This window comes from Streptomyces sp. NPDC024632, assembly GCF_055559175.1.
Map to the genome: position 1 here is coordinate 96,892 of NZ_JBVHLD010000007.1, position 26,499 is coordinate 123,390.

Genomic DNA, 26,499 nt, shown 5'->3' on the forward strand with positions numbered 1-26,499 from the left:
TGTGCGGCGCCGCACACCCGCGGATTCCGCGCGGGCGCAAAACCCCCCATTCGGCGGTGCCGCGCACGCCCATTTGTGCGAGGCACCACAGGAGCGGCAGCATGGAACCTGTGAGTGTCGCGCCAGTAGAAGTCGAGCGTCCCGAAGCGAGCGAAGCGCCTTTCGAGGTTCCCGCGCCGGACGTGCCGTGGGTGACCCTCGTCCACAACGACCCCGTCAACCTCATGAGCTACGTGACGTATGTCTTCCAGACCTACTTCGGGTACTCGAAGGGCAAGGCCAAGAAGCTGATGGAAGACGTCCATTACAAGGGCCGCGCCGTGGTGTCGAGCGGCACCCGCGAGGAGATGGAACGCGACGTGCAGGCGATGCACGGATACGGCCTGTGGGCCACCTTGACGCAGGACCGCTGATGGGCCGCCGCGCCCGTGCGGGCTACTTCGAGCGGGTCCGCGGCGGCGGCGCCGCGATCGAGCTGGACACGGTGGAGATCTCCATCCTCCGCAGCCTCACGGCGCAGTTGCTCGAACTCGTCGGTCCGGGCAGCCAGCCCGCGGAGGCCGACGACGACCCGCTGGCCGCGCTCTTCGCCGACGGCCCCACCAAGCCCCCGGAGGACCCGGCGCTGGCCCGGCTCTTCCCGAGCGCGTACGAGGAGACCGCCGACGCCGCCGAATTCCGCCGCTTCACCGAGAACGACCTGCGTGCCCGCAAGCGCGAGGACGCCCTCGCCGTGCTGCGCGCGCTGGACGCGGGCGGCCCGCTGATCCGGCTCAGCGCCGACGAGGCCCGCCAGTGGCTCGGCACGCTCAACGACCTGCGGCTGTCCATCGGTGCCCGGCTGGAGGTCAGCGAGGACGAGCGCAGCGAGCTGTACCACCTGCCGGACGAGGACCCGCGCAAGCCGCTGATGCTCGCCTTCCAGTGGTTCGGCCTGCTCCAGGAGACCCTGCTCGAAGCCCTCACCTGAGCCGCGCCCGGCCCGTGTCCGCCCCTCATCCGGCCCGCACCCGACCTGACGGACCGTCGGCCGCCGACGGGCGGCGCCGTACCGCACGTGGTACGAATCCGGCATGAAGGACGTGTCGGACGTGACGGGTGGAACGGACGGGCGGGACGGGGCGGGCGAGGCCCCGGCGGGGGACGAGGGGTACGCGCGCGGCCTCGGCAGCCGCCAGATCCAGATGATCGCCATCGGCGGCGCGATCGGCACCGGCCTGTTCCTCGGCGCGGGCCGCGCCATCCACCAGGCGGGCCCCGGCCTGGTCCTGATGTACGCCGTCGCGGGCGTCGCCATCTTCGTCATCATGCGCGCGCTCGGCGAACTCCTCACCTACCGCCCGGTGTCCGGCTCCTTCGCCGACTACGCCCGCGAATTCCTCGGCCCCTTCGCGGGCTTCGTCACCGGCTGGACGTACTGGCTGATGTGGGTGGTCACCGGCATGGCCGAGGTCACCGCCGCCGCCACCTACCTCGCGTACTGGTGGCCCTGGATTCCGCAGTGGACCGCCGCCCTCGGCTTCCTCGTCCTGCTCTTCGCGGCCAACCTGATCTCCGTGCGGCTCTTCGGCGAGGTCGAGTTCTGGCTGTCGATGGTGAAGGTCACCGCCATCGCGGGCATGATCCTCATCGGCGTCGGCGTCCTCACCCTCGGGGTGTCCGCGGCCGGTGACACCGCCTCGGTCGGCCACCTGTGGCGCGACGGCGGCGTCTTCCCCAACGGCGTCGGCTCCTCGCTGCTCACCCTCCAGATCGTCATGTTCGCCTATCTGGCCGTCGAACTCGTCGGCGTCACCGCGGGCGAGGCCGAGAACCCCCGCGAGACGCTGCCCAAGGCCATCAACACCCTTCCCTGGCGCATCGGCCTGTTCTACGTCGGCGCGCTCGCCGTCATCCTCTGCGTCGTCCCCTGGACCGAATTCCGGCCCGGCGTCAGCCCGTTCGTGGCCGCCTTCGCCCGGATCGGCATCCCCTTCGGCGCGGGCATCGTCAACTTCGTGGTGCTCACCGCCGCCCTGTCGTCCTGCAACTCCGGGATGTACTCCACCGGGCGCATGCTCCGCGACCTCGCCGTCAACGGCCAGGGCCCGCGGGTCTTCACCCGCCTCACCGCCCGCCGCACCCCGGCCACCGGCACCCTGGTCTCCGTCGCCCTGATGGGCACCGGCGTGTGGCTCAACTACGTCGACCCTGCAGGCGCGTTCACGTACATCACCGCCTTCGCGACCGTCGCCGCCGTCTGGACCTGGGGGGTGATCCTCGCCTCGCACATCCGCTACCGCGCCGCGGTCAAGGACGGGCGCGCGGCGGCGGCCTGGTTCACCGCGCCCGGCGGCGCCGTCGCCAGCTGGCTCGCGCTCGCCTTCCTCGTCCTGGTGCTGGTGCTGATCGGCGCCGACGCCGACGCCCGGATCTCGCTGTACGGCGTCCCGCTGTGGCTCGCCCTCCTGGCCGGCGGCTACGCGCTGCTCAAGCGGCGCAATCCGGCCGCCTTCGCCCGCAGGGCCCACCTGGCGCCCGCCCCCACCCCCGCCGCCGCGACCGCGACCACCGGGCCGTAGGCGCCGCGACCGCGACCACCGGGCCGTAGGCGCCGGGCCCCGACCGCCGGCCCGTGAGCGCCGGGCCCCGACCACCGGCCCGTGACCGCGCGGCCCCTGTTATTTTTCCCGCATGCTCACCATCACCCAGGACCTGTACGACCGGATCGTCGCGCACGCCGAGGCCGACGCCCCCGACGAGGCGTGCGGGGTCGTCGCGGGCCCCGAGGACAGCGACCGCCCCGAGCGGTTCGTGCCCATGCTGAACGCGGCCCGCTCACCCACCTTCTACGAGTTCGACTCGATGGAGCAGCTCCGGCTCGACAAGGAGATGCGGCAGCGCGGCGAGGAGCAGGTGGTGATCTACCACTCGCACACCGCGACCGAGGCGTACCCCTCCCGTACCGACATCTCGCTCGCCCAGGAACCCGGCGCGCACTACGTGCTGGTCTCGCTCGCGGAGGAGTTCCAGTTCCGCTCGTTTCGCATCGTGGACGGTGTCGTCACCGAAGAACCCGTACAGGTCGTGGACTCCTACGTCTGACGGTCCGGATCGTGGGACGGCCGTCTCGGCCCACCAGGGGGAATCGATACGATGACCCCATGGTTCTCTTCGACGTGAGTGACAAGGCGCCGGGCACGCTGCTCGTGGCGCGGCTGCACGTCGACCTGTGCCGCCGCACCAGCGCGGCGTGTCAGGGCGCCTGACCACCCGCGCCCGCTTCCGCACGCACCCCGCACGACCGCTGAAGCACCGCAGCCCCGCCCCGCCCCTGTCGTCGTACGCACGCACTCACTGGAGCGCAGTCATGGCCATCGAGGTCCGCATCCCGACCATCCTCCGCACCTACACCGACGGCCAGAAGGCCGTCGAAGGCGCCGGGACCACCCTGGACGAGCTGTTCGCGGACCTCGACACCCGGCACGCGGGCCTGCGCGACCGCGTCGTGGACGGCGGCGAGCTGCGCCGCTTCGTGAACGTCTACCTCAACGACGAGGACGTCCGCTTCCTCGACGGCATCTCCACCAAGGTCGCCGACGGCGACAGCGTGACGATCCTCCCGGCAGTGGCCGGCGGCGCGCGCTGATGCGTTACGACAGTTCGCTGGCGGCGGTCGGCAACACCCCGCTGGTCCGCCTGCCGCGCCTGTCGCCGTCCGACGAGGTGAGCGTCTGGGCGAAGCTGGAGGACCGCAATCCGACCGGCTCGGTCAAGGACCGCCCGGCCCTGCACATGATCGAGCAGGCGGAGGCGGACGGCCGCCTCACGCCCGGCTGCACCATCCTGGAGCCCACCTCAGGCAACACCGGCATCTCGCTGGCCATGGCCGCCCGCCTCAAGGGCTACCGGATCGTCTGCGTCATGCCGGAGAACACCTCCTCCGAGCGGCGCGAGCTGCTCGCCATGTGGGGCGCGGAGATCATCTCCTCACCGGCCGCGGGCGGCTCCAACACCGCGGTCCGGGTCGCCAAGGAACTGGCCGCCGAGCACCCCGACTGGGTGATGCTCTACCAGTACGGCAACCCCGCCAACCCGGCCGCGCACTACGCCACCACCGGCCCGGAGATCCTCGCCGACCTCCCCACCATCACCCACTTCGTCGCCGGTCTCGGCACCACCGGCACCCTCATGGGCGTCGGCCGCTTCCTGCGCGAGAAGGTGCCGGGAGTCTCCGTCGTCGCCGCCGAGCCGCGCTACGACGACGTCGTCTACGGCCTGCGCAACCTCGACGAGGGCTTCGTGCCCGAGCTGTACGACGAGTCCGTGCTCACCACCCGCTTCTCCGTCGGCTCCGAGGACGCGGTCCGCCGCACCCGCGAACTCCTGTCGCAGGAAGGCATCTTCGCCGGGGTCTCCACCGGCGCGGCGCTGCACGCCGCCCTCGGCGTGGCCGCCAAGGCGCACCGCGCCGCCCAGCGCGCCGACATCGTCTTCATCGTCGCCGACGGCGGCTGGAAGTACCTCTCGACCGGCATCTACACCGCCGAGTCCACCGAGGCCGCCGTCGCGGCCCTGCACGGCCAGCTCTGGGCCTGACCGCTCGTCGGCCGGCCCGTCCGGCGTTCCAGGACACCCCCCGGTGCGCGGGGGCCCGCGTTGGTGTTCGGCAACCGGCCCCGCGGCCCCCCGTACTGGTGATTCCGCCCACAACGAGGTGCGGGAGAGGCGCGTGAGGACCCCCCGCGCCTTACCCTCTCAAGACATGGCGGACCGTCCCGCCAATCCCCCCACTCCAGCCGGAATGGGGTGATCTGTGGCGCGCCCACGGAGGTGTTTCCAGGAATGAAGCTCACCGTCGTCGGCTGCTCGGGGTCGTTCCCGTCCGCGGAATCGGCTTGTTCGAGCTACCTCGTCGAGGCCGACGGCTTCCGGCTGCTGATCGACATGGGCAACGGCGCCCTCGGCGAACTGCAGCGTCACTGCGGCCTGTACGACCTGGACGCCGTCCTGCTCAGCCATCTGCACGCCGACCACTGCATCGACATGTGCGGCTACTTCGTGGCCCGCTACTACCGGCACGACGGCGGCCCCGCCGCCCCGATCCCGGTCTACGGCCCCGAGGGTACCGAGCGCCGTCTGAGCATCGCCTACGGCGACGTGCCGGACGAGAAGTGCATGAGCGAGGTCTTCGACTTCCGCACCCTGGAGCCCGGCGCCTTCCGCCTGGGCCCGTTCGGCATCACCACGGACCTGGTCAGCCACCCGGTCGAGGCGTACGGGTTCCGTATCGAGTACGAGGGCAGCACGCTGGCGTACTCCGGCGACACCGGCCCCTGCGCCGCCCTGGACGGGCTCGCGGACGGCGCCGACCTCTTCTTGTGCGAGGCGTCCTTCACGCACGGCAAGGAGGACATCCCCGAGCTGCACCTCAACGGCCGCGAGGCCGGCGAGGCCGCCGCCCGCGCCCGCGCCGGACGCCTGGTCCTCACCCACATCCCGCCGTGGACCAACACCTCGGTCAACCTGCGTGACGCCAAGTCCGCCTTCGAAGGTCCGGTCGAACTCGCCGTCTCCGGCGCGGTCTACGAACTCTGACCGGAACGCGGACGGCGGGCCCGTAACCGTATCCGGTCCCGGACCCGCCGCGGGTGGCTGAACTGTCAGCGCCCGTACGTCACTTGGTGATGTCCTCGATCTCCTCCTCGGGCTCGCGGCCCGGGGTGGGGATGTTGAACTTGACGATCGCGAACCGGAAGACGAAGTAGTAGATCGCTCCGAAGACCAGGCCGATCGGGATGATCAGATACGGCTTGGTGGCGAGGTTCCAGTTCAGCGCGTAGTCGATGAAGCCCGCGGAGAAGGTGAAGCCCGCGTGCACGCCCAGCGCCCAGGTGATGGCCATCGACGCGGCGGTCAGCACGGCGTGGATCGCGTACAGCAGCGGCGCGATGAACATGAACGAGAACTCGATCGGCTCGGTGACACCGGTCACGAACGAGGTCAGGGCGAGCGAGAGCATCATGCCCATGACGGCCTTGCGGCGCTCGGGGCGCGCGGTGTGCGCCATGGCCAGCGCGGCGGCGGGCAGGCCGAACATCATGATCGGGAAGAAGCCCGCCATGAACTGGCCCGCGGTCGGGTCGTGGGCGAAGAACCGGGTCAGGTCGCCGTGCACGATCGTGCCGGAGGCGTCCTTGAAGTCGCCGATCTGGAACCAGGCGACGGAGTTCACGAACTGGTGCATGCCGACCGGGATCAGACCGCGGTTGATCAGGCCGAACAGGCCGGCGCCGACCGCGCCGAGGCCGGTCATCCACTCGCCGAAGTTGCTGATGCCCTCGCCGATCGGCTTCCAGACCAGGCCGAAGAAGACACCCATGCCGGTGCCGACGAAGGCCATGATGATCGGGACGAGGCGGCGGCCGTTGAAGAAGCCGAGCCAGTCGACCAGCTTGGTGCGGTGGAAGCGCTGCCACAGCACGGCGGCCAGCAGACCCATCAGGATGCCGCCGAGGACACCGGGGTTGTTGTACGTGGCCGCAACGTCGACGCCCTTGTTGGCGGTGGTGTTGACGACCGCGTCGGTGACCGGGAACGCCTGGAGGACCCGGCTGTAGACCAGGAAGCCGACCAGGGCGGCCAGCGCGGTGGAGCCGTCGGACTTCTTCGCGAAGCCGATGGCGACGCCTATGCAGAACAGCAGCGGCAGGTTGTCGAAGACCGCGCCGCCGGCCTCGGCGAAGACGGTCGCGACCTTGCCCCAGCCCAGACCGTCGGCGCCGAAGACGTCGGGCTGGCCGAGCCGGAGCAGGATGCCCGCGGCCGGCAGGACGGCGATCGGGAGCTGGAGGCTCCGTCCCACCTTCTGCAGACCCTGGAACAGGCCGGAGCCCCGCTTCTTCGCGGGAGCCGCCGTGCCGGTGGCCGTACTCATCAGATTCCTCCTGGTGAGGCGGGCGCATGGAAGGGGACGGCCCGCCGCCGTGGTCTATACCACTCAGTGGTGTAGACCAGTTTTAACACGTGAGGGAGGCGTAAAGGAATCCATGATTCCGGATCGTTGTGTGTGCCATGAGTCACACGCTGGGTGACATGACAAAAGCCCCCAAGTCCGGGGACTTGGGGGCTTTTACGACGCTGAATCGTTACTTTACGTTGCCCTGCTCCAGCTCGGCCTCGATCTCGTCCGGCTCCCGGCCCGGCGTGGCCAGGTTGAACTTCACGATCACGAAGCGGAAGAGCGCGTAGTAGACCACGGCGAAACACGCGCCGACGATCAGCAGCAGCCAGGGTTTGGTGGCCAGGTTCCAGTTCAGGCAGTAGTCGATCAGACCGGCCGAGAAGCTGAAGCCGTCCTTGGCGCCCAGCCCCCAGCAGACCGCCATCGAGACGCCGGTCAGCACCGCGTGGAAGGCGTACAGCAGCGGTGCGATGAACAGGAAGGAGTACTCGATCGGCTCGGTGATCCCGGTGACGAATGACGTCAGGCCGACCGAGAGCATCATGCCGCTGATCTCCTTGCGGCGGTGCGGCTTGGCGGTGTGCGCGATGGCCAGCGCGGCGGCGGGCAGCGCGAACATCATGATCGGGAAGAAGCCGGTCTGGAACTGCCCGGCCGTCGGGTCGCCCGCCAGGAAGCGCGGGATGTCGCCGTGCACGACCGTGCCGTCCGGCTTGGTGAAGTCGCCGAACTGGAACCACACGAAGGTGTTCAGGAACTGGTGCAGACCCACCGTGAGCAGCGCGCGGTTGGCGACACCGAAGATGCCCGAGCCGATCGCGCCGAGGTCCACCAGCCACTTGCTGAAGCTGGTCAGCGCGTCGCCGATCGGCGGCCAGACCCAGGTGCAGATCACCGCGAAGACGATCGCGACTCCGGCCATCATGATCGGCACCAGGCGGCGGCCGTTGAAGAAGCCGAGCCAGTCGACCAGCTTGGTGCGGTGGAAGCGCTGCCAGAAGTACGCGGTCAGCAGCCCGAGCACGATGCCGCCGAAGACACCGGGGTTCTGGTACGTGGCCGCCGCCGCCGTACCGTCCTTGGCGATGCACGCGCCCGCCGACAGTACGGTGCCGGGCCCGCAGTCCTTGGGGAACTGGTGCAGCACGCCGTTGTAGACCAGGAAACCGGCCACCGCGGCGAGCGCGGTCGAGCCGTCGGACTTCTTGGCCATGCCGATGGCCACACCCACGCAGAACAGCAGCGGCAGACCGATCGAGCCGTCCAGCAGCGCGCCGCCCGCGCCGACGAAGACCTTGGCCACCCGGTCCCAGCCGAGGCCGTCGGCGCCGAAGACGTCCGGCTGGCCCAGCCGGTTCAAGATGCCCGCGGCGGGCAGGACGGCGATCGGCAGCTGGAGGCTGCGGCCCATCTTCTGGAGCCCTTGGAACAGCACGCTCAACCAGGGTTTGCGGGGCGCCGCGGACGCGGTGGCCGAACTCATTCGGTGTCCTCCCTGACTGCTGCCTGCGGGCGTTCGCGTACAGTGGCCGTACATTGGTTTAGACCACTTGTACGCAGGCGGCGCCCGTCCGGCAGGGGGGCGCCGCTGAGCGCCATGGTGGTCCACCCGGGGGTCAACCGCCCGTGAAGTTGGGCCAACCGTGCGTTACCGTGACATATCGGACTCACGGTGGGTCAGGGAAACAGGAGACAAGAGATGGCCAGCAAGGCTGAGAAGATCGTCGCCGGTCTCGGCGGACTCGACAACATCGAAGAGGTCGAGGGCTGCATCACCCGGCTGCGCACCGAGGTACGGGACCCCTCCCTCGTCGACGAGGCCGCCCTCAAGGCCGCGGGCGCCCACGGCGTCGTCAAAATGGGCACCGCCATCCAGGTCGTCATCGGCACCGACGCGGACCCGATCGCGGCGGACATCGAAGACATGATGTGACGCGGCGCCCGCGCTGAACGTCCGAGGACCGCGTCACTCCCGTGGCGCGGTCCTCCCCGTTCCCGCCGACGGCCGCGGGCCGCGCCCCCGGCGGGCCCCGCGGTCCCGGACCCACCCGGTCCTGCGCGGCGGCCTCACCCGGATAGGCTCACGCGCATGTCACGATTCGACGGCCGCACCCCTGACCAGCTCCGCCCCGTCACCATCGAGCGCGCGTGGAGCAAGCACGCCGAGGGCTCCGTCCTCGTCTCCTTCGGCGACACCCGTGTGCTCTGCACCGCCAGCGCCACCCAAGGGGTACCCCGCTGGCGCAAAGGCAGCGGCGAGGGCTGGGTCACCGCCGAATACTCCATGCTCCCGCGCGCCACCAACACCCGCGGCGACCGCGAATCCGTCCGCGGCAAGATCGGCGGCCGCACCCACGAGATCTCCCGCCTGATCGGCCGCTCCCTGCGCGCCGTCATCGACTACAAAGCCCTCGGCGAGAACACCGTCGTCCTCGACTGCGACGTCCTCCAGGCCGACGGCGGCACCCGCACCGCCGCCATCACCGGCGCCTACGTCGCCCTCGCCGACGCCGTCACCTGGATGCAGACCAACCGCCTCATCCGCGCCAAGGCCCAGCCCCTCACCGGCACCGTCGCCGCCGTCAGCGTAGGCATCGTCGACGGCGTCCCCCTCCTCGACCTCGCCTACGAAGAAGACGTCAAGGCCGAAACCGACATGAACGTCGTCTGCACCGGCGACGGCCGCTTCGTCGAGGTCCAGGGCACCGCCGAAGGCCAGCCCTTCGACCGCGCCGAACTCGACGCCCTCCTCGCCCTCGCCGTCAACGGCTGCGCCGACCTCACCGCCGCCCAGCAAGCCGCCCTGGCGGCCACCGCCTGAACCCCGCTCGACGCCACCCTCCCGGCGGCTGCCGCGTGTTGACAGCTCCGCGCGCCGCACCCGCCGGGAGGCGCGGCCACGGGGGAGGGGGCGCGTGAACCGTCGTCACACGACCGCCTCAACGGCCACGGCATCCGGCCGGAGATAATTCCCCCATGACGCGCCGCCTCGTACTCGCCACTCGCAACGCACACAAGGTCACCGAACTCCACGCGATCCTCGCCGACAGCGGCCTGGACGTGGACCTCGTCGGGGCCGACGCCTACCCCGAGATCCCCGACGTCAGGGAGACCGGCGTCACCTTCGCCGAGAACGCCCTGCTCAAGGCGAGGGCGCTGGCGGCCGGTACCGGGCTGCCGGCCGTCGCCGACGACTCAGGGCTCTGCGTCGACGTACTCGGCGGCGCCCCCGGCATCTTCTCCGCCCGCTGGGCGGGCAAGCACGGCGACGACGCGGCCAACCTCGACCTGCTCCTCGCCCAGCTCGGCGACATCGACACCCCCCACCGCGCCGCCCACTTCACCTGCGCCGCCGCCCTCGCCCTCCCCGACGGCACCACCCGCGTCGTCGAAGGCCGCCTCCGCGGCACCCTGCGCACCGCCCCCGCCGGCACCAACGGCTTCGGCTACGACCCCATCCTCCAGCCCGACGGCTCCACCCTCACCTGCGCCGAACTCACCCCTGCGGAGAAGAACGCCATCAGCCACCGCGGCCAAGCCTTCCGCGCCCTGACCCCCCTGGTGGCGGAACTCCTGGCCTGACCCCGCGCATGACAATGGCCTGCGATTCGACCTTTGAATCGCAGGCCATACATGGTGCGGCCGGTGGGATTCGAACCCACACGGGATTTCTCCCACTGGGATCTAAACCCAGCTCGGCTGCCTGTTACGACACGGCCGCGTGCAACCTCACCATGATATCGACCCGGTGTGGTCTGCGGTACGTGGTCGCGCCCGCCCCCGCGTCCGTGGATACGTGGTCACGTCAGACGGCGAGGTCCTTGAGGAGCTTGGCGACGTGGCCGGTGGCCTTGACGTTGTAGAAGGCGTGGGCGACTTTGCCGGATTCGTCGACGACGACGGTGGAGCGGATGACGCCGGTGACGGTTTTCCCGTAGAGCTTCTTCTCGCCGAAGGCGCCGTAGGAGGTGAGCACGGCCTTGTCGGGGTCCGCCACCAGGGTGACCTTGAGGGATTCCTTCTCGCGGAATTTGGCGAGCTTTTCCGGCTTGTCGGGGGAGACGCCGATGACGTCGTACCCGGCGGAGGCGAGGACGTCGAGATTGTCGGTGAAGTCGCACGCCTGCTTGGTGCAGCCGGGGGTGAGGGCGGCCGGGTAGAAGTAGACGATGACCTTGCGGCCGCGGTGGTCGGCGAGGGAGACGGGCTTGCCGTCGGCGTCCGGAAGGGTGAAGTCGGGGGCGGTGTCGCCGGGGGCCAGGCGCTCGGACATGAGGGAAACTCCTTGTGCAATGGGGCGCATTCGGGGGTGCCGACGGGGCGCGGGCCGCGTCGTACTGACAGACTGTCCGAACGCTACCGAATCAGGCGATGGAGGAACCGCGGTGTCGGAAGGGTCGGAAGTCAGGACGGCCGCCCAGATCGAGGCGGAGATCACCCGCAGGCGGCAGGATCTGGCGTCGACGCTGGACGAGATCGCGGTACGGGTGCACCCGGTGACGATTGTCCGGGACACCAAGGCCAAGGCCGTTTCCGCGGTGGACCGCAGTGTCGGGCAGGCGTTCGTGGCGGCGAACCGCGCGGTCGGCAGGACGCGTGCGCACTTCGTCGACGAGAAGGGCGCGCCCCGCCCCGAGCGGGTCATTCCGGCGGCGGTCGCCGGGGTGGCGCTGGTCGCCGCGGTGGCCGGTCTCACGGTGTGGCGGCGCCGCCGGTAACGTCGTGGCCGTGAGTTCGAAGAGTTCGAAGAGCGAGCAGCACGACAAGCTGCCCATCCGCATGCTGCACGACCGCGTTCTGGTGCGCCAGGACAGCGGTGAGGGTGAACGCCGCAGTGGCGGCGGGATTCTGATTCCGGCGACCGCGGCCGTCGGCAAGCGCCTGGCGTGGGCCGAGGTCGTGGCCGTCGGGCAGAATGTGCGGACCGTCGAGGTCGGCGACCGGGTGCTGTACGACCCGGAGGACCGGGCCGAGGTCGAGGTGCGCGGGGTCGCGTACGTCCTGATGCGGGAGCGCGATCTGCACGCGGTCGCCGCCGAGCGGCTCCAGGGCTCGGAGGACTCCACCGGGCTGTATCTCTGAGGCCGGTGGATGACGGAATCCCTGAGACCGGTGGATGACGGACTCTCTGAGCCCGGTGCATGACGGACTCCCTGAGACCGGTGGATGACCGGAATCCCTGAGGCCGGTGGTTCCCCGGAGCCGGGCCGCTGAGGTTCCTGCCCGCGGCCCGGCCCCCGCACATGCCGGGCCCCCCCCGCGCCCGGCCTCCTCACCCGCCCGGTGAACTGTTCCCGTCCGGCCCCGCCGTACCGCTCCCGTCACCGCCCCCGCCGCCACTGCTCCCGCCGCCCGGACTCGTCCCGCCCGTCACCCCGCCGATCGGGTTGAACGTGTCGGACGGGGTCGGCTCGGTGGTCGGGGGCTGCGTCGTGGGCGGTTCCGTGGTCGGCGGCTGCGTGGTGGGCGGCACGGTGGTCGTCGGGGGAGGGGTGGTCGGCGGCTCGGACGTGGGCGGCGTCGACGTCGGGGTGTCGGTCGGGCTCGCGGTGGTCGCCGGCGGCTGCGTGGGCAGGCCGCTCTGCACGTCCAGCGAGAAGTTCTGCTTGGGCACGCCCTTGAGCGCCGCCGCCGTGTAGTCGGCCCACACCGAGCCGGGCGGCCCGCCGCCGTTGATCCGCGGCAGATTCATCGCGCCGTACAGCTTCTCCTGTTTGCCGTTGTCCGGGTTCATGCCCAACACGGCGACCACGGTGGCGAGTTTGGGCGTGTAGCCGGCGAACCAGGCGGCGATGTCGTCGTCCGCCGTACCGGTCTTGGCGGCCGACGGCCAGCCGGAGTCCTGGGCGACGGTCGCGGTCGCGCCGGGGCTGTCGACGACGCTGCGCAGGATGGACGTCGTGGTGTCGGCGGCCTGGCGGGGCACGGACTGGACGGCGTCGCGCTTGGGCAGGCTCACGTCGTTGCCGTCCTTGGTGATCTTCAGGACGAGCGAGTACGGGATCTCCTTGCCGTGGTTGGCGAGCGTGGCGTACATCTGCGCCATGTCCAGCGGGCTGGCCCCGAAGGCGCCGAGCGCCATCGCGGGTGTCTCGGGGATCTTGACGTCGTCCGGCATGCCCAGGTCGTGCGCGGTGTCGATCACCTTGCGGGTGCCGACGTCCTGCGCCATCTGCGCGAAGACGGCGTTGACGGACTTGTCCATGGCGCGGGTGACGGTGATGTCGGGGTAGGACCCCTGGTCCTCGTTCTCCGGCTTGTAGCCGGTGGGCCCGTCCGGGCCGATCACCTCGCGCTTGTTGGTGCCGTCGTAGACCGTCTTGGGGGTGATCGGCTCCTTGTCCTGCGTCGAGGACTCGTGCTGGACGGCGGAGGCGAAGATCACCGGCTTGAAGGTCGAGCCGGGCGGATACGTGGCGTTGGTGGCGCTGCTGACGTACTGCTTGGTGTAGTCGATGCCGCCGTAGAGGGCGACGACGTTGCCGGTGGCCGGGTCGATGGACGCGCCGCCCGCGCGGACGTACTTGTCGACGGTCCTGTGGCCGAGTTGGTCGTAGATGTTCCTCTGGGCGGCGGCGACGAAGGCGTCTTCCTTGGGCTTCTGGATCGTGGTGACGATGCGGTAGCCGCCCAGGCGCAGGGTGTCGGCGTCGACGATGTGGTTGTCGGAGAGATAGCGGTTGACGGCTTCGATGATGTAGCCGCGCTGTCCCGCCTTGCTGGCGACGGGCTTGGGCTTGTCGATGCCGGGGAAGACCGTCGCGTTGCGCTCGGACTGGCTGAGCCAGCCCTCCTTGACCATGCCGTCCAGTACGTAGTTCCAACGGCCTTTCGCCGCCGGGGCGTTCTCCGGGTGGGCGACCAGGTCGTATTCACTGGGCGCGTTCAACAGCGTTGCCAGATAGGCGCCTTGAGCGGTCGTCAATTCGCTGGCGTTGACGCCGAAGTACGCCTGGGAGGCGGCCTGGATGCCGTACGCGTTGCGCCCGTAGTAGCTGGTGTTGAGATAGCCCTCGAGGATCTGGTCCTTGGTCTCGTTGCGGTCCAGCTTGATGGCGATGAAGAATTCCTTGACCTTGCGGACCGCGGTCTGCGACTGGTTCAGGTAGTAGTTCTTCACGTACTGCTGGGTGATGGTGGAGCCGGATTGCCTGCCCTTGCCGGTGGCGGTGTTCCAGGCGGCGCGGAGCATGGCCTTGGGGCTGACGGCGGACTCGTGGTAGAAATTCCGGTCCTCCGCGGAGAGCACGGCGTGCTGCGCGGTCTTGGCGACGCCGCTGAGGGTGACGTTCTCACGGTTGATCGCGCCGTCGCGGGCGATCTCCGTCGTGCCGTCCGCGTACACGTACACGTTGCTCTGCGCGGTGGCGGCGGCGTTCGGGTCGGGGATGGAGACCAGCGCGTAGCCGAGGAAGAAGCCGCCGATGAGGACGATCAGGACGGCGAGTACGCCGCCGGTGACCATGCGCCAGGTCGGCAGCAGCCGGCGCAGGCCGGTACGGCGCGGCCGTCCCCTGCGGTCGGTGAGCGTCGGGCGCGGTCCCCAGCCCTGCCCGCCGGTCATGCCCGCTCGCCCGTCGTCGGTTTCGGCTCGTGGCTCATATCTGTTGGGACTCCTCCGCCGCTGCCGGGGTTGGTCCGCGGCGGAACATGATGGACCAATCGTTACGTACGCTTACGTAGGCCGCCGCCAAACACTGTCGCACCATTAGCCCGCCGGGGTTCAACGCCGCGCATCCGTGACAGGGCTGTGACAGGCCGGACGGCGCACGCGTGTCACCCGTTGGGGTGGGTCGCCGGGGTGCGGAACGCCGCGGAGAAAACCGGTGGTGGGTGGGGTTCGCCGCGTACTAGGCTCGCCGACTTGCGTCTTTTTCGGGGGTGAGTGAGTGATGGGCGGCTTCTACGGGGCCGTGGTGGTGCGCGGTTTCCGGCGTTACGCCACCTACCGGACGGCGACCGCGGCGGGTGTCTTCACCAATACGGTCTTCGGTTTCATTGTCGCCTACAGCTATGTGGCGCTGTGGGGTCAGCGCCCGCACCTCGGCGGTTACACCGAGGCGCAGGCGCTGACGTATGTCTGGATCGGGCAGGCGCTGCTCCAGACGATGGCGTTGATGGGCGGCGGCTTCGAGGACGAGCTGATGGAGCGGATCAGGTCGGGTGACATCGCGGTGGACCTGTACCGCCCGGCCGACCTCCAGGGGTGGTGGCTGGCGGCGGATCTGGGCCGGGCCTCTTTCCAGCTGATGGGGCGCGGTGTGATGCCGATGGTGTGCGGGGCGCTGGCGTTCGATCTGGCGCTGCCGACGCGGCCGGTGACCTGGCTGCTGTTCCTGGTGTCGGTGGCACTGGGGGTGGTGGTGAGTTTCGCGGTGCGGTTCCTGGTGGCGCTGAGCGCTTTCTGGCTGCTGGACGGGGCGGGCGTCAGCCAGGTCGCCTTCCTGGCCGGGCTGTTCTTCTCCGGGATGCTGCTGCCGCTGACCGTCTTCCCGGGCTGGCTCGGCACGCTCGCGCGGTCGATGCCGTGGGCGGCGATGCTCCAGGTGCCCGCCGATGTGCTGCTGGAGCGGCACCGGGGGACGGACGCGCTGCTCGCGCTGGCCTTCCAGGCGGGCTGGGCGGCGGCGCTGCTGCTGACCGGCCGCGCGTTGCAGGCCGTCGCGGCCCGCAGAGTGGTGGTGCAGGGTGGCTGAGGAATCCACGGTCCGCGACGGCGCCGGGCGCGCCGAGGACGGCCGGAGCCTCGGGGGCTCCCGGGGCTTCGACGGCTCCCGGGGCGTCGGGGGCTTCGGCTCCGTCGAATCGGTCGGGGCCGTCGACCCGTACGACACCGCAGGCGGCGCGTGGTTCACCGTCCGTGAGACGTGGCGGACCTACCGGCTGATCGTCGGCATGTGGGTGCGGTCCACGATGGCGTACCGGACGTCCTTCGTCCTCACCGCGTTCGGCAACTTCGCCGCCACCGGCCTGGACTTCGTGACGATCCTGCTGATGTTCTCGCACATCACCGTGCTCGGCGGCTTCACCCTCGCCGAGGTGGCGTTCCTGTACGGCACCACGAGCACGTCCTTCGGCGTCGCCGATCTGGTGCTGGGCTCCATGGACCGGCTCGGCCGCCGGATCAGGGACGGCACGCTCGACACGCTGCTGCTGCGCCCGGTGCCGGTGCTCGCGCAGGTCGCCGCCGACCGGTTCGCGCTGCGCAGGCTGGGCCGGATCACCCAGGGTCTGATCGTGCTCGGCTGGGCGGTCGCGCACGCGGACATCGACTGGTCGCCGGTCACCGTCCTGCTGCTGCCCGTGACGGTGCTGTCGGGCGCGGTCATCTTCTGCGCGGTGTACGTGGCGGGCGGCGCCTTCCAGTTCTGGGCGGGCGACGCCTCCGAGGTGCAGAATTCGGTGACCTACGGCGGCAACACGATGCTCCAGTACCCGCCGGGCATCTTCGCCCGCGACCTCGTGCGCGGCGTCACCTTCGTGGTGCCGCTCGCCTTCGTCAACTGGCTGCCCGCCCTGCGCATCCTCGGCGAACCCGACCCGCTCGGCCTGCCCGGCTGGGTCGACTTCGCCTCCCCGCTGGTCGCCGCGCTCTGCTGCGGGCTGGCCGGGCTCGCCTGGCGCGCGGCCCTTCGTACGTACCGCAGCACAGGGAGTTGAGACGGCCGTGATCGAGCAACGCACAGGAGCAACCGGAGGAACGGGAGCCGCGGGAACGGGCGCCACCGGAGCAGGCGCCACAGGTGCCGGGGGCGGGCCGGGACCCGGCACAGACACCGTGATCGCGCTGGACGGCGTCGAGAAGGTCTTCGACGTACGCCGCAAAGCGGGCGCGCTGCGCAGGGTGCGCAGCCAGGTGCGGGCGGTGGACGGGATCTCCTTCACCGTGCCGCGCGGCGAGATCGTCGGCTACATCGGGCCCAACGGCGCGGGGAAGTCCACGACGATCAAGATGCTCACCGGCATCCTCAACCCCAGCGGCGGCCGGATCAGGATCTGCGGCCTGGACCCGACGCGCGACCGTACCCGGCTGGCCCGCAGGATCGGTGTCGTCTTCGGCCAGCGCACCACGCTCTGGTGGGACCTGCCGCTGCGCGACTCGTACCAACTGGTCCGCCGCATGTACCGGATCGACGACGCCCGTTACACCCGCAATCTCGCGGCCTGCGTCGAACTCCTCGACCTGGGGCCGCTGTTGGACGTGCCCGTGCGCCAACTCTCGCTGGGGCAGCGGATGCGCGGCGACATCGCGGCGGCGCTGCTGCACGATCCCGAGGTGCTGTACCTGGACGAGCCGACGATCGGGCTCGATGTGATCAGCAAGTCCAAGGTGCGCGACTTCCTGCGCACGGTGAACGCCGAACGCGGCACGACGGTGCTGCTCACCACGCACGACCTCACCGACATCGAGCAGTTGTGCCGCCGGGTGATGGTGATCGACCACGGCCGCCTGATGTACGACGGGGACCTCGGCGGGCTGCACGCGGTCGGGGAGAGCGAGCGGACCCTGGTGGCGGACTTCGCCCGCGAGCTGCCCCCGGTCCAGGTCGAGGGCGCCCGCTGCGTCAAGGTCGAGGGCCCCCGCCAGTGGCTGGCCTTCCCCGCGCAGGCCAGCGCCGCCCCGCTGGTCGCCGCGGTCGCCGCCGACTACCCGCTGGTGGACCTGTCGGTCCGCGAACCGGCCATCGAGGACGTCATCGCCCGGATGTACGGCGCGGACCGCACCTGAAACGGACCGCCCCCGGCCGGCGATACGGCTACGGCCGTGCCGGGACGTGGCCGTGCGGATACTCCTCGGCGCGGTGCTGGAAGGCCAGCACCTTGGGGTTCTGCACGGTCCCGCCGCGGATCTCGATCGCCCGCCGCAGGGTGTCGTCCGCGTCCCAGCCCGCCGGGCCCTCCAGGACGCGCCGCAGATACGGCAGCAGCGCCTCGCTGATCTCCCAGGTGGCCGAGTTCCACAGGTACGACGGGCTGTGGTCGACGCCGTAGTACTGGACGTGGTCGCCGACGGTGAACATCGGGTCGGTGAAGGTGGTGGGCCTGGCCCACGCGAAGCCCATGCCCTCGTCGCAGGACACGTCGATGATCAGCGTGCCGGGCGCGAGGCTGGGCAGGTCGTCCTCTATCAGGAACATCAGCGGCGCGTCGGTGTCCTGGAGCACGCAGTTGACGATGATGTCGTGCCCGGCGAGGAATTCGGCCAGCGGCTGCGGGCCGTCCTCGGTCAGGACGACGCTGCGCCGCGGGTCGAGGGTGTCGTCGGCCTCGTCGTGGTCGAAGTGCACGATCCGCGCGGAGTGGATGGGCGAGCTGACGGCCGTCACACCGCGGGCGGTGAGCACGTCCACATCGTGCACGCCCAGCGCGCTGAGCGCGGTGACCGCGCCGCGGGCGGTCGCGCCGAAGCCGATCACGACCGCGCGCTGCCGCCGCCCGTAGTCACCGGTGACCCCGGTGAGCTGCATGGCGTGCAGCACCGAGGAGTATCCGGCCAGCTCGTTGTTCTTGTGGAAGACGTGCAGGTTGAACGAGCCGTTGCGGTGCCAGTGGTTCATCGCCTCGAAGGCGATCAGGGTCAGCCGCCGGTCGATCGCGGCCTGGGTGACCTTCTCGTCCTGCACGCAGTGCGGCCAGCCCCACAGGACCTGGCCCTCGCGCAGTTCCGCCAGGTCCTCGTGGAGCGGCTTGGCAAGCAGGACGACATCGCACTCGGCGATCAGTTCCTCGCGCCGCCGGAAGCCGGCGACGAGCGGCGCGAGCTGTTCGTCCGGCACACCGAAGTGCTCGCCGTAACCGGTCTGGAGATAGATGCTGCCGAGCAGGTCGGCGTCGATGCGTTCGAAGTGGGCCGGATGGATGGGCAGACGGTGCTCGTTCTCCTTGCGCGTCTGCGCCATGATTCCGAGCGTGAGGTGCGGCTGCTGCGGGTTCTGCCTGTGCTGCTTGAGCTGCTGCAAAATGCCCCTTTGGTTACTCCCTGTGTAGCACACGGGGAGTGGGCGCGACGCCCTCCGCGTCAGGGGCGGCACGGGGGACGCGGGGGACGCGGGGGACGTCGGGGGGACAGCCGCTGTGGGCGGCACGCGTGCGCGGGGCCGCCCGCCGCCGGATCAGCGCAGCGACGTCAGGGCCGCGCGGACGCGGTCGACGGCCGCGAGCCGGGTGGAGGCGTGCGCGGACAGCCGTACCGAGTCCGTACGGACCGACGGCGTGACCCCGTGCGCGTGCAGGGCCTTCGCGACGTGCCGCGGGTCGGTGCCGGGCAGCCGGAAGGAGACGATCCCGGCCCGCTCGGCCGGATCGGTGGGGGACAGGACGTCGCCGCCGCAGGACCGGACGGCGTCGATGAACTGGCCGACCCGCGCGCGGATGTGCGCCTCGACGGCCGGTACGCCGACGCCCTCCACCAGCTCCAGCGCCGTGGCCAGCGCGGCGGCCGTGACCGGGCTCAGATTGGTGGTGCTCCAGCGCTGGGCGCCGGGCGCGGGCGGGTGCTCGACGTCGTCGAAGACGCCCGCGTCCTCGACGCCGGTCCAGCCGCCGAGCGTCGGCTCCAGACGGTCGAGCGCGAGGTCGGAGAGGATTCCGAAGCCGGTCGCCCAGCTCGCCCGCAGCCACTTCTGGCCGCCCGCGACCACCACGTCCGCCGCCGCCCACGGCAGATCCGCCACCCCGAAGCCCTGGATGGCGTCCACCACCAGCAGCCGGTCCGGGCCGATCACCTCGCGCAGCGCCGCCAGATCCGCCCGGTAGCCGGTCCGGAAGTCCACGGCGCTGACCGACACGGCCACGACGTCGTCGGTCAGCGCCGCCCGTACGGCGTCGGCGGTGATCCGCCCCCGCGCGTCCGGCTCCAGCACGCGCGGTACGGCGCGGCCCAGCTCCGCGCTGCGCCGCCACGGATAGTGGTTGGCGGGGAACTCGCCCGCGGGCACCAGCACCGTGCCCGCCGGGAGGCCGAAGGCCGCGTGGAACAGGCCGGTCGAGGTGTTCGGCAGCAGCACCGTGTGCGCCGCGTCGGTGCCCGCCAGCCGGGCGGCGGCCTCCCGCGCCCTGGGCTCGGCGCGCATCAGGTCGTTCACCGTGTCCTGGTCGGCGTGGGCCGACCTCTCCAGCGCCTCGGCCGTCGCGGCCAGCACGTCCCGCGAGGGCGGACCGTAACGGGCGAAGTCGAGATAGCCCTCCGGCTCCTCGAAGTGCTCGGCGTAACCGGGCAGCCCTCCGGTGGCGTGCGGCGCTGTCATCGCGGTGTGCTCCCTGTCGCTGTCTGTCGCTCGTACGTGGCGGTGCCGTGCGGGGGTATGCGTGCGTCGTGGGCCGTTCCCGGTGCCGGGAGGCACCGGGAACCCGCCGTTCGTTCCCCCATTGTCGGCGCGGGGGGAAAGCGCCGGCACGACGGGTACGGGCGCGCGGACGAGGAGGCGCACGGGAGCGGGAAGCGGGAAGCGGGAGCGGGTAGGGGCGGGCGTACGTGCGTACGGGCAGGCGTACCGGAGCGCGTACGGGCTGGCGTACGTGCGCGCGTACGACAAGGATCACCGGGCCGTGACGGCCGCGGGCGGCGACAATACCCGGGTGGACACGCGGGCGGAGCGGGAGCGGATGGAAACGGCGAGCACGAGCGGCGGGACCGGTACGGGCGGGGCGGCGGGTGCGGGCAGTGCGGGCAGTGCGGCCCCGGCGGCCCATGGCCCCGCGGCCAACGGCGCACGGCCGGAATCAGGCGGACGGATCGCGCTCGGGTCCGAGGCCGGGGACGCTGCGCCGACGGCCGACGGCTCGGGCCCCGGCGGCGCGTCCCGGAACGGCGCAGGCGGCGGGGGCCACGGCGGCTCCGGGGGTTCCGGCGGCTCGGGCTCCGGCTCCGGGCCCGGTTCCGCCCCGCGCGGGCGGCCCTCACCGCGCGGCGGACTGGCCGACGCGCCCGGCGGCGCCGCGGCCGAGGAGGAGCGCCGCAGGGGCCTGCGCCGGATGAAGCTGATCGCGACCGGTTTCCTGCTGGTCGCGACCGTCGTCTACGCGCTCGCGAAGTGGGCGGACTCGCGGGGCGCGGGCGGCTGGGCCGGTTACGTGGCCGCCGCCGCGGAGGCGGGCATGGTCGGCGCGCTCGCCGACTGGTTCGCGGTCACCGCGCTCTTCCGCCGCCCGCTGGGCCTGCCCATCCCGCACACCGCGATCATCCCGACCAAGAAGGACGCCCTCGGCGCCAGCCTCGGCGACTTCGTCGGCGAGAACTTCCTGTCGGCCGAGGTCGTCCGCACCCGGCTGCGGGCGGTCGGCGTCGGCACCCGGCTCGGCGGCTGGCTGTCGGAGCCCGCCAACGCCGACAAGGTCACCGAGCAGGCCGCCGCCGCGCTGCGCGGCATGTTCACGGTGCTGCGCGACTCCGACGTGCAGGCCGTGGTCAGCGAGGCGATCACCCGGCGCGCGGAGGCCCAGGAGGTCGCGCCGGGGCTCGGCAAGATGCTGGAGCGGATCGTCGCCGACGGCGGCCACCGCCGCATGGTCGACCTGGTCTGCGTCCGCGCCCACGACTGGCTGGTCGAGCACGGCGACTCCGTCATGGACGCGGTGCAGGGCGGCGCCCCCGGCTGGACCCCGCGCTTCGTGGACCGCAAGGTCGGCGAGCGGGTCTACAAGGAGCTGCTGCGCTTCGTCACCGAGATGCGCGATTCCCCCGGCCACCCGGCGCGCGGCGCCGTCGACCGCTTCCTCGGCGACTTCGCCGTCGAGCTCCAGTCCGACCCGGACACCCGCGCCCGCGTCGAGCGGCTGAAGAGGGACCTGCTGGCGCGCGGCGAGGTGCAGGACCTCATCGCGTCCGTGTGGGGCGCGGTGCGCACGATGATGGTCGCCGCCGCCGAGGACGAGCGCAGCGAGCTGCGGATGCGCGCCCGCGCCTCCCTGCTGTCGCTCGGCCGCAAGCTGGCCACCGACCCGCGGCTCCAGGAGAAGGTCGACGTCTGGCTGGAGGACGCCGCCACGTATCTCGTGACCACCTACCGCGACGAGATCACCTCGCTGATCTCCGAGACCGTCGCGGGCTGGGACGCCGACCAGACGTCCCGCAAGATCGAGAACCACGTCGGCCGCGACCTCCAGTTCATCCGGATCAACGGCACCGTCGTCGGCGCCCTCGCGGGCCTGGCCATCTTCGCCATCTCCCGCCTCGCGGGGGGCTGACGGGCGGCGCCGTACCGCCGTATCGTTGCCGATGTGACGGTTCGTCAGATACGGCACGGTCGGCGGGGTGCGACGTCCAGGCGGGGGTCGGGCCCGCCCCGGCGGCGGCGCGTCGTCGCCTACGGGCACGGCTACGGCCGCCGCTACGGGCAGGCGTACGGCCCCGGTTACGGCCGCGGGCCCCGTCCTCGGCGCTCGCTGACCGGGCGGCTGCTGTGGGCGGCGGCCGAACTGGCCATGACCGCGGGGGTGCTCGTACTCCTGCTCGTCGTCCACCAGTTGTGGTGGACCAATGTGCAGGCGCACGCGGCGGCCCGGCGCGAAGTCGCCGCGCTGGAACGGAGTTGGGGCACGTCGTCGCCCTCTCCCGCGGCGCCCTCGCCGGGGGCCGGCGCGCCGAGTGACGATCCGGCCGTCACGCCGAGCGGCCCGGCCCCGTCCGCCGCCGCGCCGCCGCCCTCCTCGAAGGGCGGCACCCGCGATCCGGGCTTCGCCGTCATCCACATTCCCCGGATCGGGATCACCGCGCCGATCGCCGAGGGCATCAGCAAGTCCGCGATCCTCAACCACGGTTACGTCGGCCACTACCCCGGCACCGCGGGGCCCGGCGCCACCGGCAACTTCGCCCTCGCCGGGCACCGCAACACCCACGGCGAGCCGTTCCGCTACATCAACCGGCTCCGCGTCGGCGACACCGTCGAGGTCGAGACGGCCGCCTATCGCTACACGTACGTGATCCGCGAAGTCCTTCCCCAGACGTATGCCTCCGACGGCACCGTCATCGCGCCCATTCCCTACAGCTCCGTCCACTCCTCCGCCCGTATGCGCGGGGTCGCGCACTACATCACGCTCACCACCTGCACTCCCGAATTCACCTCCCGCTACCGTCTCGTCCTCTGGGGCACCCTCCAATCCACCGCCTCCCGCTAGGGCCTGTCCGGGGCCCGGGCCCGTGCGGTTCTCCCGCCGGGGCGGCTGTCCCACGGGGTGGGCCGGGGGTTGCGCGGGCCGGGGGCGGAGTTGGAGGATCGGACAAGACATCCGATGACCGTTCCCACCGGGTGCCGACCGATGACCGAGCCCCGGACCGGGGCAGGCCGCCCAGAGGCGACCGGAAAAAAATGGGAGTACCCACGTGAAGCTGCTGCGAGTCGGCCCCGCCGGGGCGGAGCGCCCGGCCCTGCTCGACGGAGACGGTGTCCTGCGTGACCTGAGCGGTCTGGTGACCGACATCGACGGGAAGCTCCTCGCCGATTCGGCGGCGCTCACCGCGGTGGCCGAGGCCGCGGCCGACGGCTCGCTCCCGTCGCTCGACCCGTCGCTGCGGGTCGGCCCGCCGCTGTCCCGGATAGGCAAGATCGTCTGCATCGGGCTCAACTACCACGACCACGCGGCCGAGACCGGCGCCCAGGCGCCGGGCGAGCCCGTCGTGTTCATGAAGGCCCCGGACACGGTCGTCGGCCCCGACGACACGGTGCTGGTGCCGCGCGGCAGCGAAAAGACCGACTGGGAAGTGGAGTTGGCCGTCGTCATCGGCCGCGAACTGCGCTACGCCGCCTCGCACGAGGAGGCGCTGGCCGCCGTCGCGGGGTACACCATCGCGCACGACGTCTCCGAGCGCGCGTTCCAGATCGAGCGCGGCGGCCAGTGGGACAAGGGCAAGAACTGCGAGACCTTCAACCCCCTCGGTCCCTGGCTCGTCACCGCCGACGAGGTCCCCGACTCGCAGGCCCTGCGCCTCCGGCTCTGGGTCAACGGCGAGCTGAAGCAGGACGGCTCCACCGCGAGCCAGATCTTCCCCGTCGCCGAAGTCGTGCGCTACCTCAGCCACTTCATGACGCTCTACCCCGGCGACGTCATCAACACCGGCACCCCCGCCGGTGTGGCGATGGGCCAGCCCGAACCCAAGCCGTACCTCCGGCCCGGCGACGTCGTCGAGCTGAGCATCGACGGACTCGGCACGCAGCGCCAGCAGTTCACGTCCGCCTGACCCCACCGCGCGGCCGTTGACCGGCATGCGCACAGCGGGCCCGCTCCCCGGGCGGGCCCGCCCCGAAGCCCGTCACGCCGTGACGAAGTAGGGCTCACGTCCTGCCGCCCGCTCGTTGGCCTCGAATTCGACCGCGAGCAGCCCGAAGTGATGCACGTCCCGATAGGCGCCGCCCTGGAACACGTGCTCACGCTGCACGCCCTCCGCGGTGAAACCGAGTTTGCGCTGGAGCGCCAACGACCCCTCGTTGCCTCCGTAGACCTCGGCACAACAGCGGTGATACCGCCGTTCCCCGAACATGAACGACAGGACCAGCCGCATGGCCTCCGACGCGTAGCCGCGGCGCTGGTACGCGGCACCGAGATGAATGCCGTAATGGAAGTTGCCGTTCAGCCGGTCGCAGTCGTTCAGCACGACAGCACCCACCGGTTTCCCGCTGTCCAGGGCCTCGATGACGAGCAGGTACTCGTCCTCCGTACGGCTCGGCCCTTTCTCGCTCTGCTCTTGAAGGCGCTTGCGAGCCGCGGCCGCGGAAATCGGCAGCATCAGCCGCTCACCGTCCCGTTGCGTCTCCGCCTCGGACTCGAACGCGGCCAGTTGCTCCCAGTCCTCGGGCTCCAGGCCCCGCAGGCGCACCCGCTCGCCCGTCCAGAACCGCGTCACTCCACCCATGCTCAGCCCCCGCCGTCTGTCGCTGTCCCGCGCGGGCCATGACGTCGACCCGGTCCGGGCTGCCAGCGTACGGGGGTGGGCCGGGCTGAATTCCGGGGTGCGGAGGCCGGGCATGCGAATGGGCAAGGAGAGTGGGTACTCCTTGCCCTTCTTAAGGTATAGCGCAAGGGGGGCCTTGCGGCAAGGGGGTGCTGGGGTCGCACAATGGGCGGCCGGAGGCCAGAGGTGCGGTGAATCTGGCGGAATGCACGGCTTTGTGGACGGGGACATCTGATGGTGGACGTGACCGTCGTCGGCAGTGGGCCGACGGGGTTGATGCTGGCGAGCGAGCTGCGGTTGCAGGGCGTGGACGTCGTGGTGCTGGACCGGGAGGCGGAGCCGACGTCGTTGGTGCGGGCGCTGGGGCTGCACGCGCGGAGCATCGAGATCATGGACCAGCGCGGGCTGCTGGAGCGGTTCCTGGCGCTGGGGACGCAGCACCGGGTCGGGGGATTCTTCGGGGGGCTCGGCAAGGAGTGGCCGCGGCGGCTGGATACGGCGCACGGATATGTGCTGGGGATCTTCCAGACGGTCACCGAACGGCTGCTGACCGAGCACGCGCGGGAGCTGGGCGTGGAGTTCAGGCGCGGCTGCGAGGTCGTGGGGCTGAGCCAGGACGACGAGGGGGTGACGGCGGAGCTGGCGGACGGTTCGCGGCTGCGGTCGCGGTACCTCGTGGGGTGCGACGGCGGCCGGAGCACGGTGCGCAAGCTGCTCGGCATCGGATTCCCGGGGGAGCCGAGCAGGGTGGAGACGTTGATCGGCGAGATGGAACTGGACGTCGACCAGGAGACGTTGGCGGCCGTGACGGCCGAGGTGCGCAAGACGGAGAAGCGCTTCGGGGCGATGCCGCTCGGTGACGGGACGTACCGGGTGGTCGTGCCCGCGAAGGGCGTCAGCGAGGACCGGGCGGTCCCGCCGACGCTGGAGGACTTCAAGGAGCGGCTGACGGCCTTCGGCGGCACCGACTTCGGCGTGCACTCACCGCGCTCGCTGTCGCGGTTCGGCGACACGACCCGCCTGGCGGACAGCTACCGCGTGGGCCGGGCGCTGCTGGCGGGGGACGCGGCGCACATCCACCCGCCGACCGGCGGCCAGGGCCTCAACCTCGGCGTGCAGGACGCGTTCAACCTCGGCTGGAAGCTGGCCGCCGCCGTCAACGGCTGGGCCCCGGAAGGGCTGTTGGACACCTACGAGACCGAGCGCCGCCCGGTGGCCGCCGCCGTACTGGACAACACCCGCGCCCAGATGGAGCTGATGTCCACCGAGCCGGGAGCCATGGCGGTGCGCCGACTGCTGTCGGAACTGGCCGAGTTCGAGAACGTCAACACGTACCTGATCGAGAAGATCACCGCGATCGCCATCCGTTACGACGTCGGCGAGGGGCACGAACTGCTCGGCCGGCGGCTGCGCGACGTGGAGTTGAAGCGCGGCCACCTCTACGGGCTGATGCACCAGGGGCGCGGTCTGCTGCTCGACCGGACCGGCGCGCTCTCGGTCGACGGGTGGGCGGACCGGGTCGACCACGTGGTCGACGTCAGCGAGGAACTGGACGTCTCCGCCGTCCTGTTGCGCCCGGACGGCCATGTCGTGTGGGTCGGTGAGGACCAGGCGGAACTGCGCGCCCTGATGCCGAAGTGGTTCGGGGCCCCCGCCGACTGAGCGATCA

27 protein-coding genes and 1 tRNA gene are annotated in these 26,499 nt (G+C 71.1%); 20 read left to right on the top strand and 8 right to left on the bottom strand.

Annotated elements, in window-relative coordinates; genetic code table 11:
- The first annotated feature begins 101 nt into the window (after window positions 1-101).
- The 8 genes from clpS to ACZ37P_RS16215 all read left to right on the top strand — a co-directional run bounded on the left by clpS (window position 102) and on the right by ACZ37P_RS16215 (window position 5,577).
- Window positions 102-413 carry an ATP-dependent Clp protease adapter ClpS gene (clpS, locus tag ACZ37P_RS16180; protein ID WP_188282151.1) on the top strand — a complete coding sequence of 104 codons (312 nt, stop codon included), beginning with the start codon at window positions 102-104 and terminating at the stop codon, window positions 411-413.
- Complete coding sequence (locus ACZ37P_RS16185; protein WP_391047204.1) at window positions 413-970, top strand: DUF2017 domain-containing protein; 558 nt, start codon at window positions 413-415, stop codon at window positions 968-970. The genes clpS and ACZ37P_RS16185 overlap by 1 nt, the downstream gene beginning before the upstream one ends.
- A 103-nt stretch (window positions 971-1,073) precedes the next feature.
- Window positions 1,074-2,561 (top strand): amino acid permease, encoded by a 1,488-nt coding sequence (locus ACZ37P_RS16190; RefSeq protein ID WP_467346911.1) that lies wholly within the window; start codon window positions 1,074-1,076, stop codon window positions 2,559-2,561.
- A gap of 112 nt (window positions 2,562-2,673) precedes the next feature.
- On the top strand, window positions 2,674-3,084 hold the full coding sequence (locus ACZ37P_RS16195) for a M67 family metallopeptidase (protein WP_355343087.1): 411 nt from the start codon (window positions 2,674-2,676) through the stop codon (window positions 3,082-3,084).
- 59 nt (window positions 3,085-3,143) lie between these two features.
- Entirely contained in the window at window positions 3,144-3,248 is a 105-nt protein-coding gene (locus tag ACZ37P_RS16200) for a putative leader peptide (RefSeq protein ID WP_317452711.1), read from the top strand.
- A 101-nt stretch (window positions 3,249-3,349) separates the two neighbouring features.
- On the top strand, window positions 3,350-3,628 hold the full coding sequence (locus tag ACZ37P_RS16205) for a MoaD/ThiS family protein (RefSeq protein WP_188282154.1): 279 nt from the start codon (window positions 3,350-3,352) through the stop codon (window positions 3,626-3,628).
- Window positions 3,628-4,578, top strand: coding sequence for a PLP-dependent cysteine synthase family protein (locus ACZ37P_RS16210; RefSeq protein ID WP_355343092.1), 951 nt, complete (start codon window positions 3,628-3,630; stop codon window positions 4,576-4,578). Before ACZ37P_RS16205 ends, ACZ37P_RS16210 begins: the two co-directional genes overlap by 1 nt.
- Before the next feature lie 246 nt (window positions 4,579-4,824).
- A complete protein-coding gene (locus tag ACZ37P_RS16215; RefSeq protein ID WP_467346913.1) occupies window positions 4,825-5,577 on the top strand; it encodes an MBL fold metallo-hydrolase in 753 nt (250 codons plus the stop codon).
- 79 nt (window positions 5,578-5,656) lie between these two features.
- On the opposite strand, the gene ACZ37P_RS16220 is transcribed toward ACZ37P_RS16215, so the two are convergent.
- Both ACZ37P_RS16220 and ACZ37P_RS16225 read right to left on the bottom strand, forming a co-directional pair.
- Window positions 5,657-6,916 carry a PTS transporter subunit EIIC gene (locus ACZ37P_RS16220; protein WP_355343098.1) on the bottom strand — a complete coding sequence of 420 codons (1,260 nt, stop codon included), beginning with the start codon at window positions 6,914-6,916 and terminating at the stop codon, window positions 5,657-5,659.
- 211 nt (window positions 6,917-7,127) lie between these two features.
- Window positions 7,128-8,426: a PTS transporter subunit EIIC gene (locus ACZ37P_RS16225; RefSeq protein ID WP_355343101.1), complete on the bottom strand. Its 1,299-nt coding sequence runs from the start codon at window positions 8,424-8,426 to the stop codon at window positions 7,128-7,130.
- Between the two features lie 216 nt (window positions 8,427-8,642).
- On the opposite strand from ACZ37P_RS16225, the gene ACZ37P_RS16230 reads away from it, so the two are divergent.
- The 3 genes from ACZ37P_RS16230 (at window position 8,643) to rdgB (ending at window position 10,525) form a co-directional block, all read left to right on the top strand.
- On the top strand, window positions 8,643-8,876 hold the full coding sequence (locus tag ACZ37P_RS16230; protein ID WP_188282159.1) for a PTS sugar transporter subunit IIB: 234 nt from the start codon (window positions 8,643-8,645) through the stop codon (window positions 8,874-8,876).
- A gap of 156 nt (window positions 8,877-9,032) precedes the next feature.
- Complete coding sequence (gene rph, locus ACZ37P_RS16235; RefSeq protein WP_355343104.1) at window positions 9,033-9,764, top strand: ribonuclease PH; 732 nt, start codon at window positions 9,033-9,035, stop codon at window positions 9,762-9,764.
- A 155-nt stretch (window positions 9,765-9,919) separates the two neighbouring features.
- Window positions 9,920-10,525 carry an RdgB/HAM1 family non-canonical purine NTP pyrophosphatase gene (rdgB, locus tag ACZ37P_RS16240; RefSeq protein ID WP_355343107.1) on the top strand — a complete coding sequence of 202 codons (606 nt, stop codon included), beginning with the start codon at window positions 9,920-9,922 and terminating at the stop codon, window positions 10,523-10,525.
- Window positions 10,526-10,577: 52 nt separating this feature from the next.
- Here the strand turns inward: rdgB and ACZ37P_RS16245 are convergent.
- Window positions 10,578-10,664: transfer RNA gene (locus ACZ37P_RS16245), tRNA-Leu, on the bottom strand.
- Between the two features lie 84 nt (window positions 10,665-10,748).
- Window positions 10,749-11,216 carry a thioredoxin-dependent thiol peroxidase gene (gene bcp, locus ACZ37P_RS16250; RefSeq protein WP_355343110.1) on the bottom strand — a complete coding sequence of 156 codons (468 nt, stop codon included), beginning with the start codon at window positions 11,214-11,216 and terminating at the stop codon, window positions 10,749-10,751.
- A gap of 112 nt (window positions 11,217-11,328) precedes the next feature.
- Here bcp and ACZ37P_RS16255 point away from each other — a divergent pair, with 112 nt between their 5' ends.
- Both ACZ37P_RS16255 and ACZ37P_RS16260 read left to right on the top strand, forming a co-directional pair.
- Complete coding sequence (locus ACZ37P_RS16255) at window positions 11,329-11,661, top strand: DUF3618 domain-containing protein (protein WP_355343113.1); 333 nt, start codon at window positions 11,329-11,331, stop codon at window positions 11,659-11,661.
- A gap of 61 nt (window positions 11,662-11,722) precedes the next feature.
- On the top strand, window positions 11,723-12,025 hold the full coding sequence (locus tag ACZ37P_RS16260; protein WP_188282170.1) for a GroES family chaperonin: 303 nt from the start codon (window positions 11,723-11,725) through the stop codon (window positions 12,023-12,025).
- Window positions 12,026-12,215: 190 nt separating this feature from the next.
- On the opposite strand, the gene ACZ37P_RS16265 is transcribed toward ACZ37P_RS16260, so the two are convergent.
- On the bottom strand, window positions 12,216-14,507 hold the full coding sequence (locus tag ACZ37P_RS16265) for a transglycosylase domain-containing protein (protein ID WP_402713175.1): 2,292 nt from the start codon (window positions 14,505-14,507) through the stop codon (window positions 12,216-12,218).
- A gap of 328 nt (window positions 14,508-14,835) precedes the next feature.
- On the opposite strand from ACZ37P_RS16265, the gene ACZ37P_RS16270 reads away from it, so the two are divergent.
- The 3 genes from ACZ37P_RS16270 (at window position 14,836) to ACZ37P_RS16280 (ending at window position 17,672) form a co-directional block, all read left to right on the top strand.
- Window positions 14,836-15,639, top strand: coding sequence for an ABC transporter permease (locus ACZ37P_RS16270; RefSeq protein WP_355343119.1), 804 nt, complete (start codon window positions 14,836-14,838; stop codon window positions 15,637-15,639).
- 199 nt (window positions 15,640-15,838) lie between these two features.
- A complete protein-coding gene (locus tag ACZ37P_RS16275; protein WP_355343292.1) occupies window positions 15,839-16,603 on the top strand; it encodes an ABC transporter permease in 765 nt (254 codons plus the stop codon).
- 118 nt (window positions 16,604-16,721) lie between these two features.
- Window positions 16,722-17,672: an ABC transporter ATP-binding protein gene (locus ACZ37P_RS16280; RefSeq protein WP_391117272.1), complete on the top strand. Its 951-nt coding sequence runs from the start codon at window positions 16,722-16,724 to the stop codon at window positions 17,670-17,672.
- Window positions 17,673-17,700: 28 nt separating this feature from the next.
- Here the strand turns inward: ACZ37P_RS16280 and ACZ37P_RS16285 are convergent, their stop codons facing one another.
- Together ACZ37P_RS16285 and ACZ37P_RS16290 are read right to left on the bottom strand one after the other, a co-directional pair.
- Window positions 17,701-18,843 carry a N(5)-(carboxyethyl)ornithine synthase gene (locus ACZ37P_RS16285; protein ID WP_467346916.1) on the bottom strand — a complete coding sequence of 381 codons (1,143 nt, stop codon included), beginning with the start codon at window positions 18,841-18,843 and terminating at the stop codon, window positions 17,701-17,703.
- A 213-nt stretch (window positions 18,844-19,056) separates the two neighbouring features.
- Window positions 19,057-20,190, bottom strand: coding sequence for an aminotransferase class V-fold PLP-dependent enzyme (locus tag ACZ37P_RS16290; protein WP_391047094.1), 1,134 nt, complete (start codon window positions 20,188-20,190; stop codon window positions 19,057-19,059).
- 358 nt (window positions 20,191-20,548) lie between these two features.
- On the opposite strand from ACZ37P_RS16290, the gene ACZ37P_RS16295 reads away from it, so the two are divergent.
- The 3 genes from ACZ37P_RS16295 to ACZ37P_RS16305 all read left to right on the top strand — a co-directional run bounded on the left by ACZ37P_RS16295 (window position 20,549) and on the right by ACZ37P_RS16305 (window position 24,119).
- Complete coding sequence (locus ACZ37P_RS16295) at window positions 20,549-22,129, top strand: DUF445 domain-containing protein (RefSeq protein WP_467347224.1); 1,581 nt, start codon at window positions 20,549-20,551, stop codon at window positions 22,127-22,129.
- A 33-nt stretch (window positions 22,130-22,162) separates the two neighbouring features.
- The gene (locus ACZ37P_RS16300; RefSeq protein ID WP_391047091.1) at window positions 22,163-23,059 is read left to right on the top strand and encodes a class E sortase; all 897 of its coding nucleotides are present in this window, start codon (window positions 22,163-22,165) and stop codon (window positions 23,057-23,059) included.
- 205 nt (window positions 23,060-23,264) lie between these two features.
- Window positions 23,265-24,119: a fumarylacetoacetate hydrolase family protein gene (locus ACZ37P_RS16305; RefSeq protein WP_467346919.1), complete on the top strand. Its 855-nt coding sequence runs from the start codon at window positions 23,265-23,267 to the stop codon at window positions 24,117-24,119.
- Window positions 24,120-24,191: 72 nt separating this feature from the next.
- Here ACZ37P_RS16305 and ACZ37P_RS16310 read toward each other — a convergent pair whose 3' ends face one another.
- A complete protein-coding gene (locus ACZ37P_RS16310; protein ID WP_391047087.1) occupies window positions 24,192-24,782 on the bottom strand; it encodes a GNAT family N-acetyltransferase in 591 nt (196 codons plus the stop codon).
- A 282-nt stretch (window positions 24,783-25,064) separates the two neighbouring features.
- On the opposite strand from ACZ37P_RS16310, the gene rox reads away from it, so the two are divergent.
- Window positions 25,065-26,492 carry a rifampin monooxygenase gene (gene rox, locus ACZ37P_RS16315; RefSeq protein ID WP_467346921.1) on the top strand — a complete coding sequence of 476 codons (1,428 nt, stop codon included), beginning with the start codon at window positions 25,065-25,067 and terminating at the stop codon, window positions 26,490-26,492.
- Window positions 26,493-26,499 lie beyond the last annotated feature (7 nt).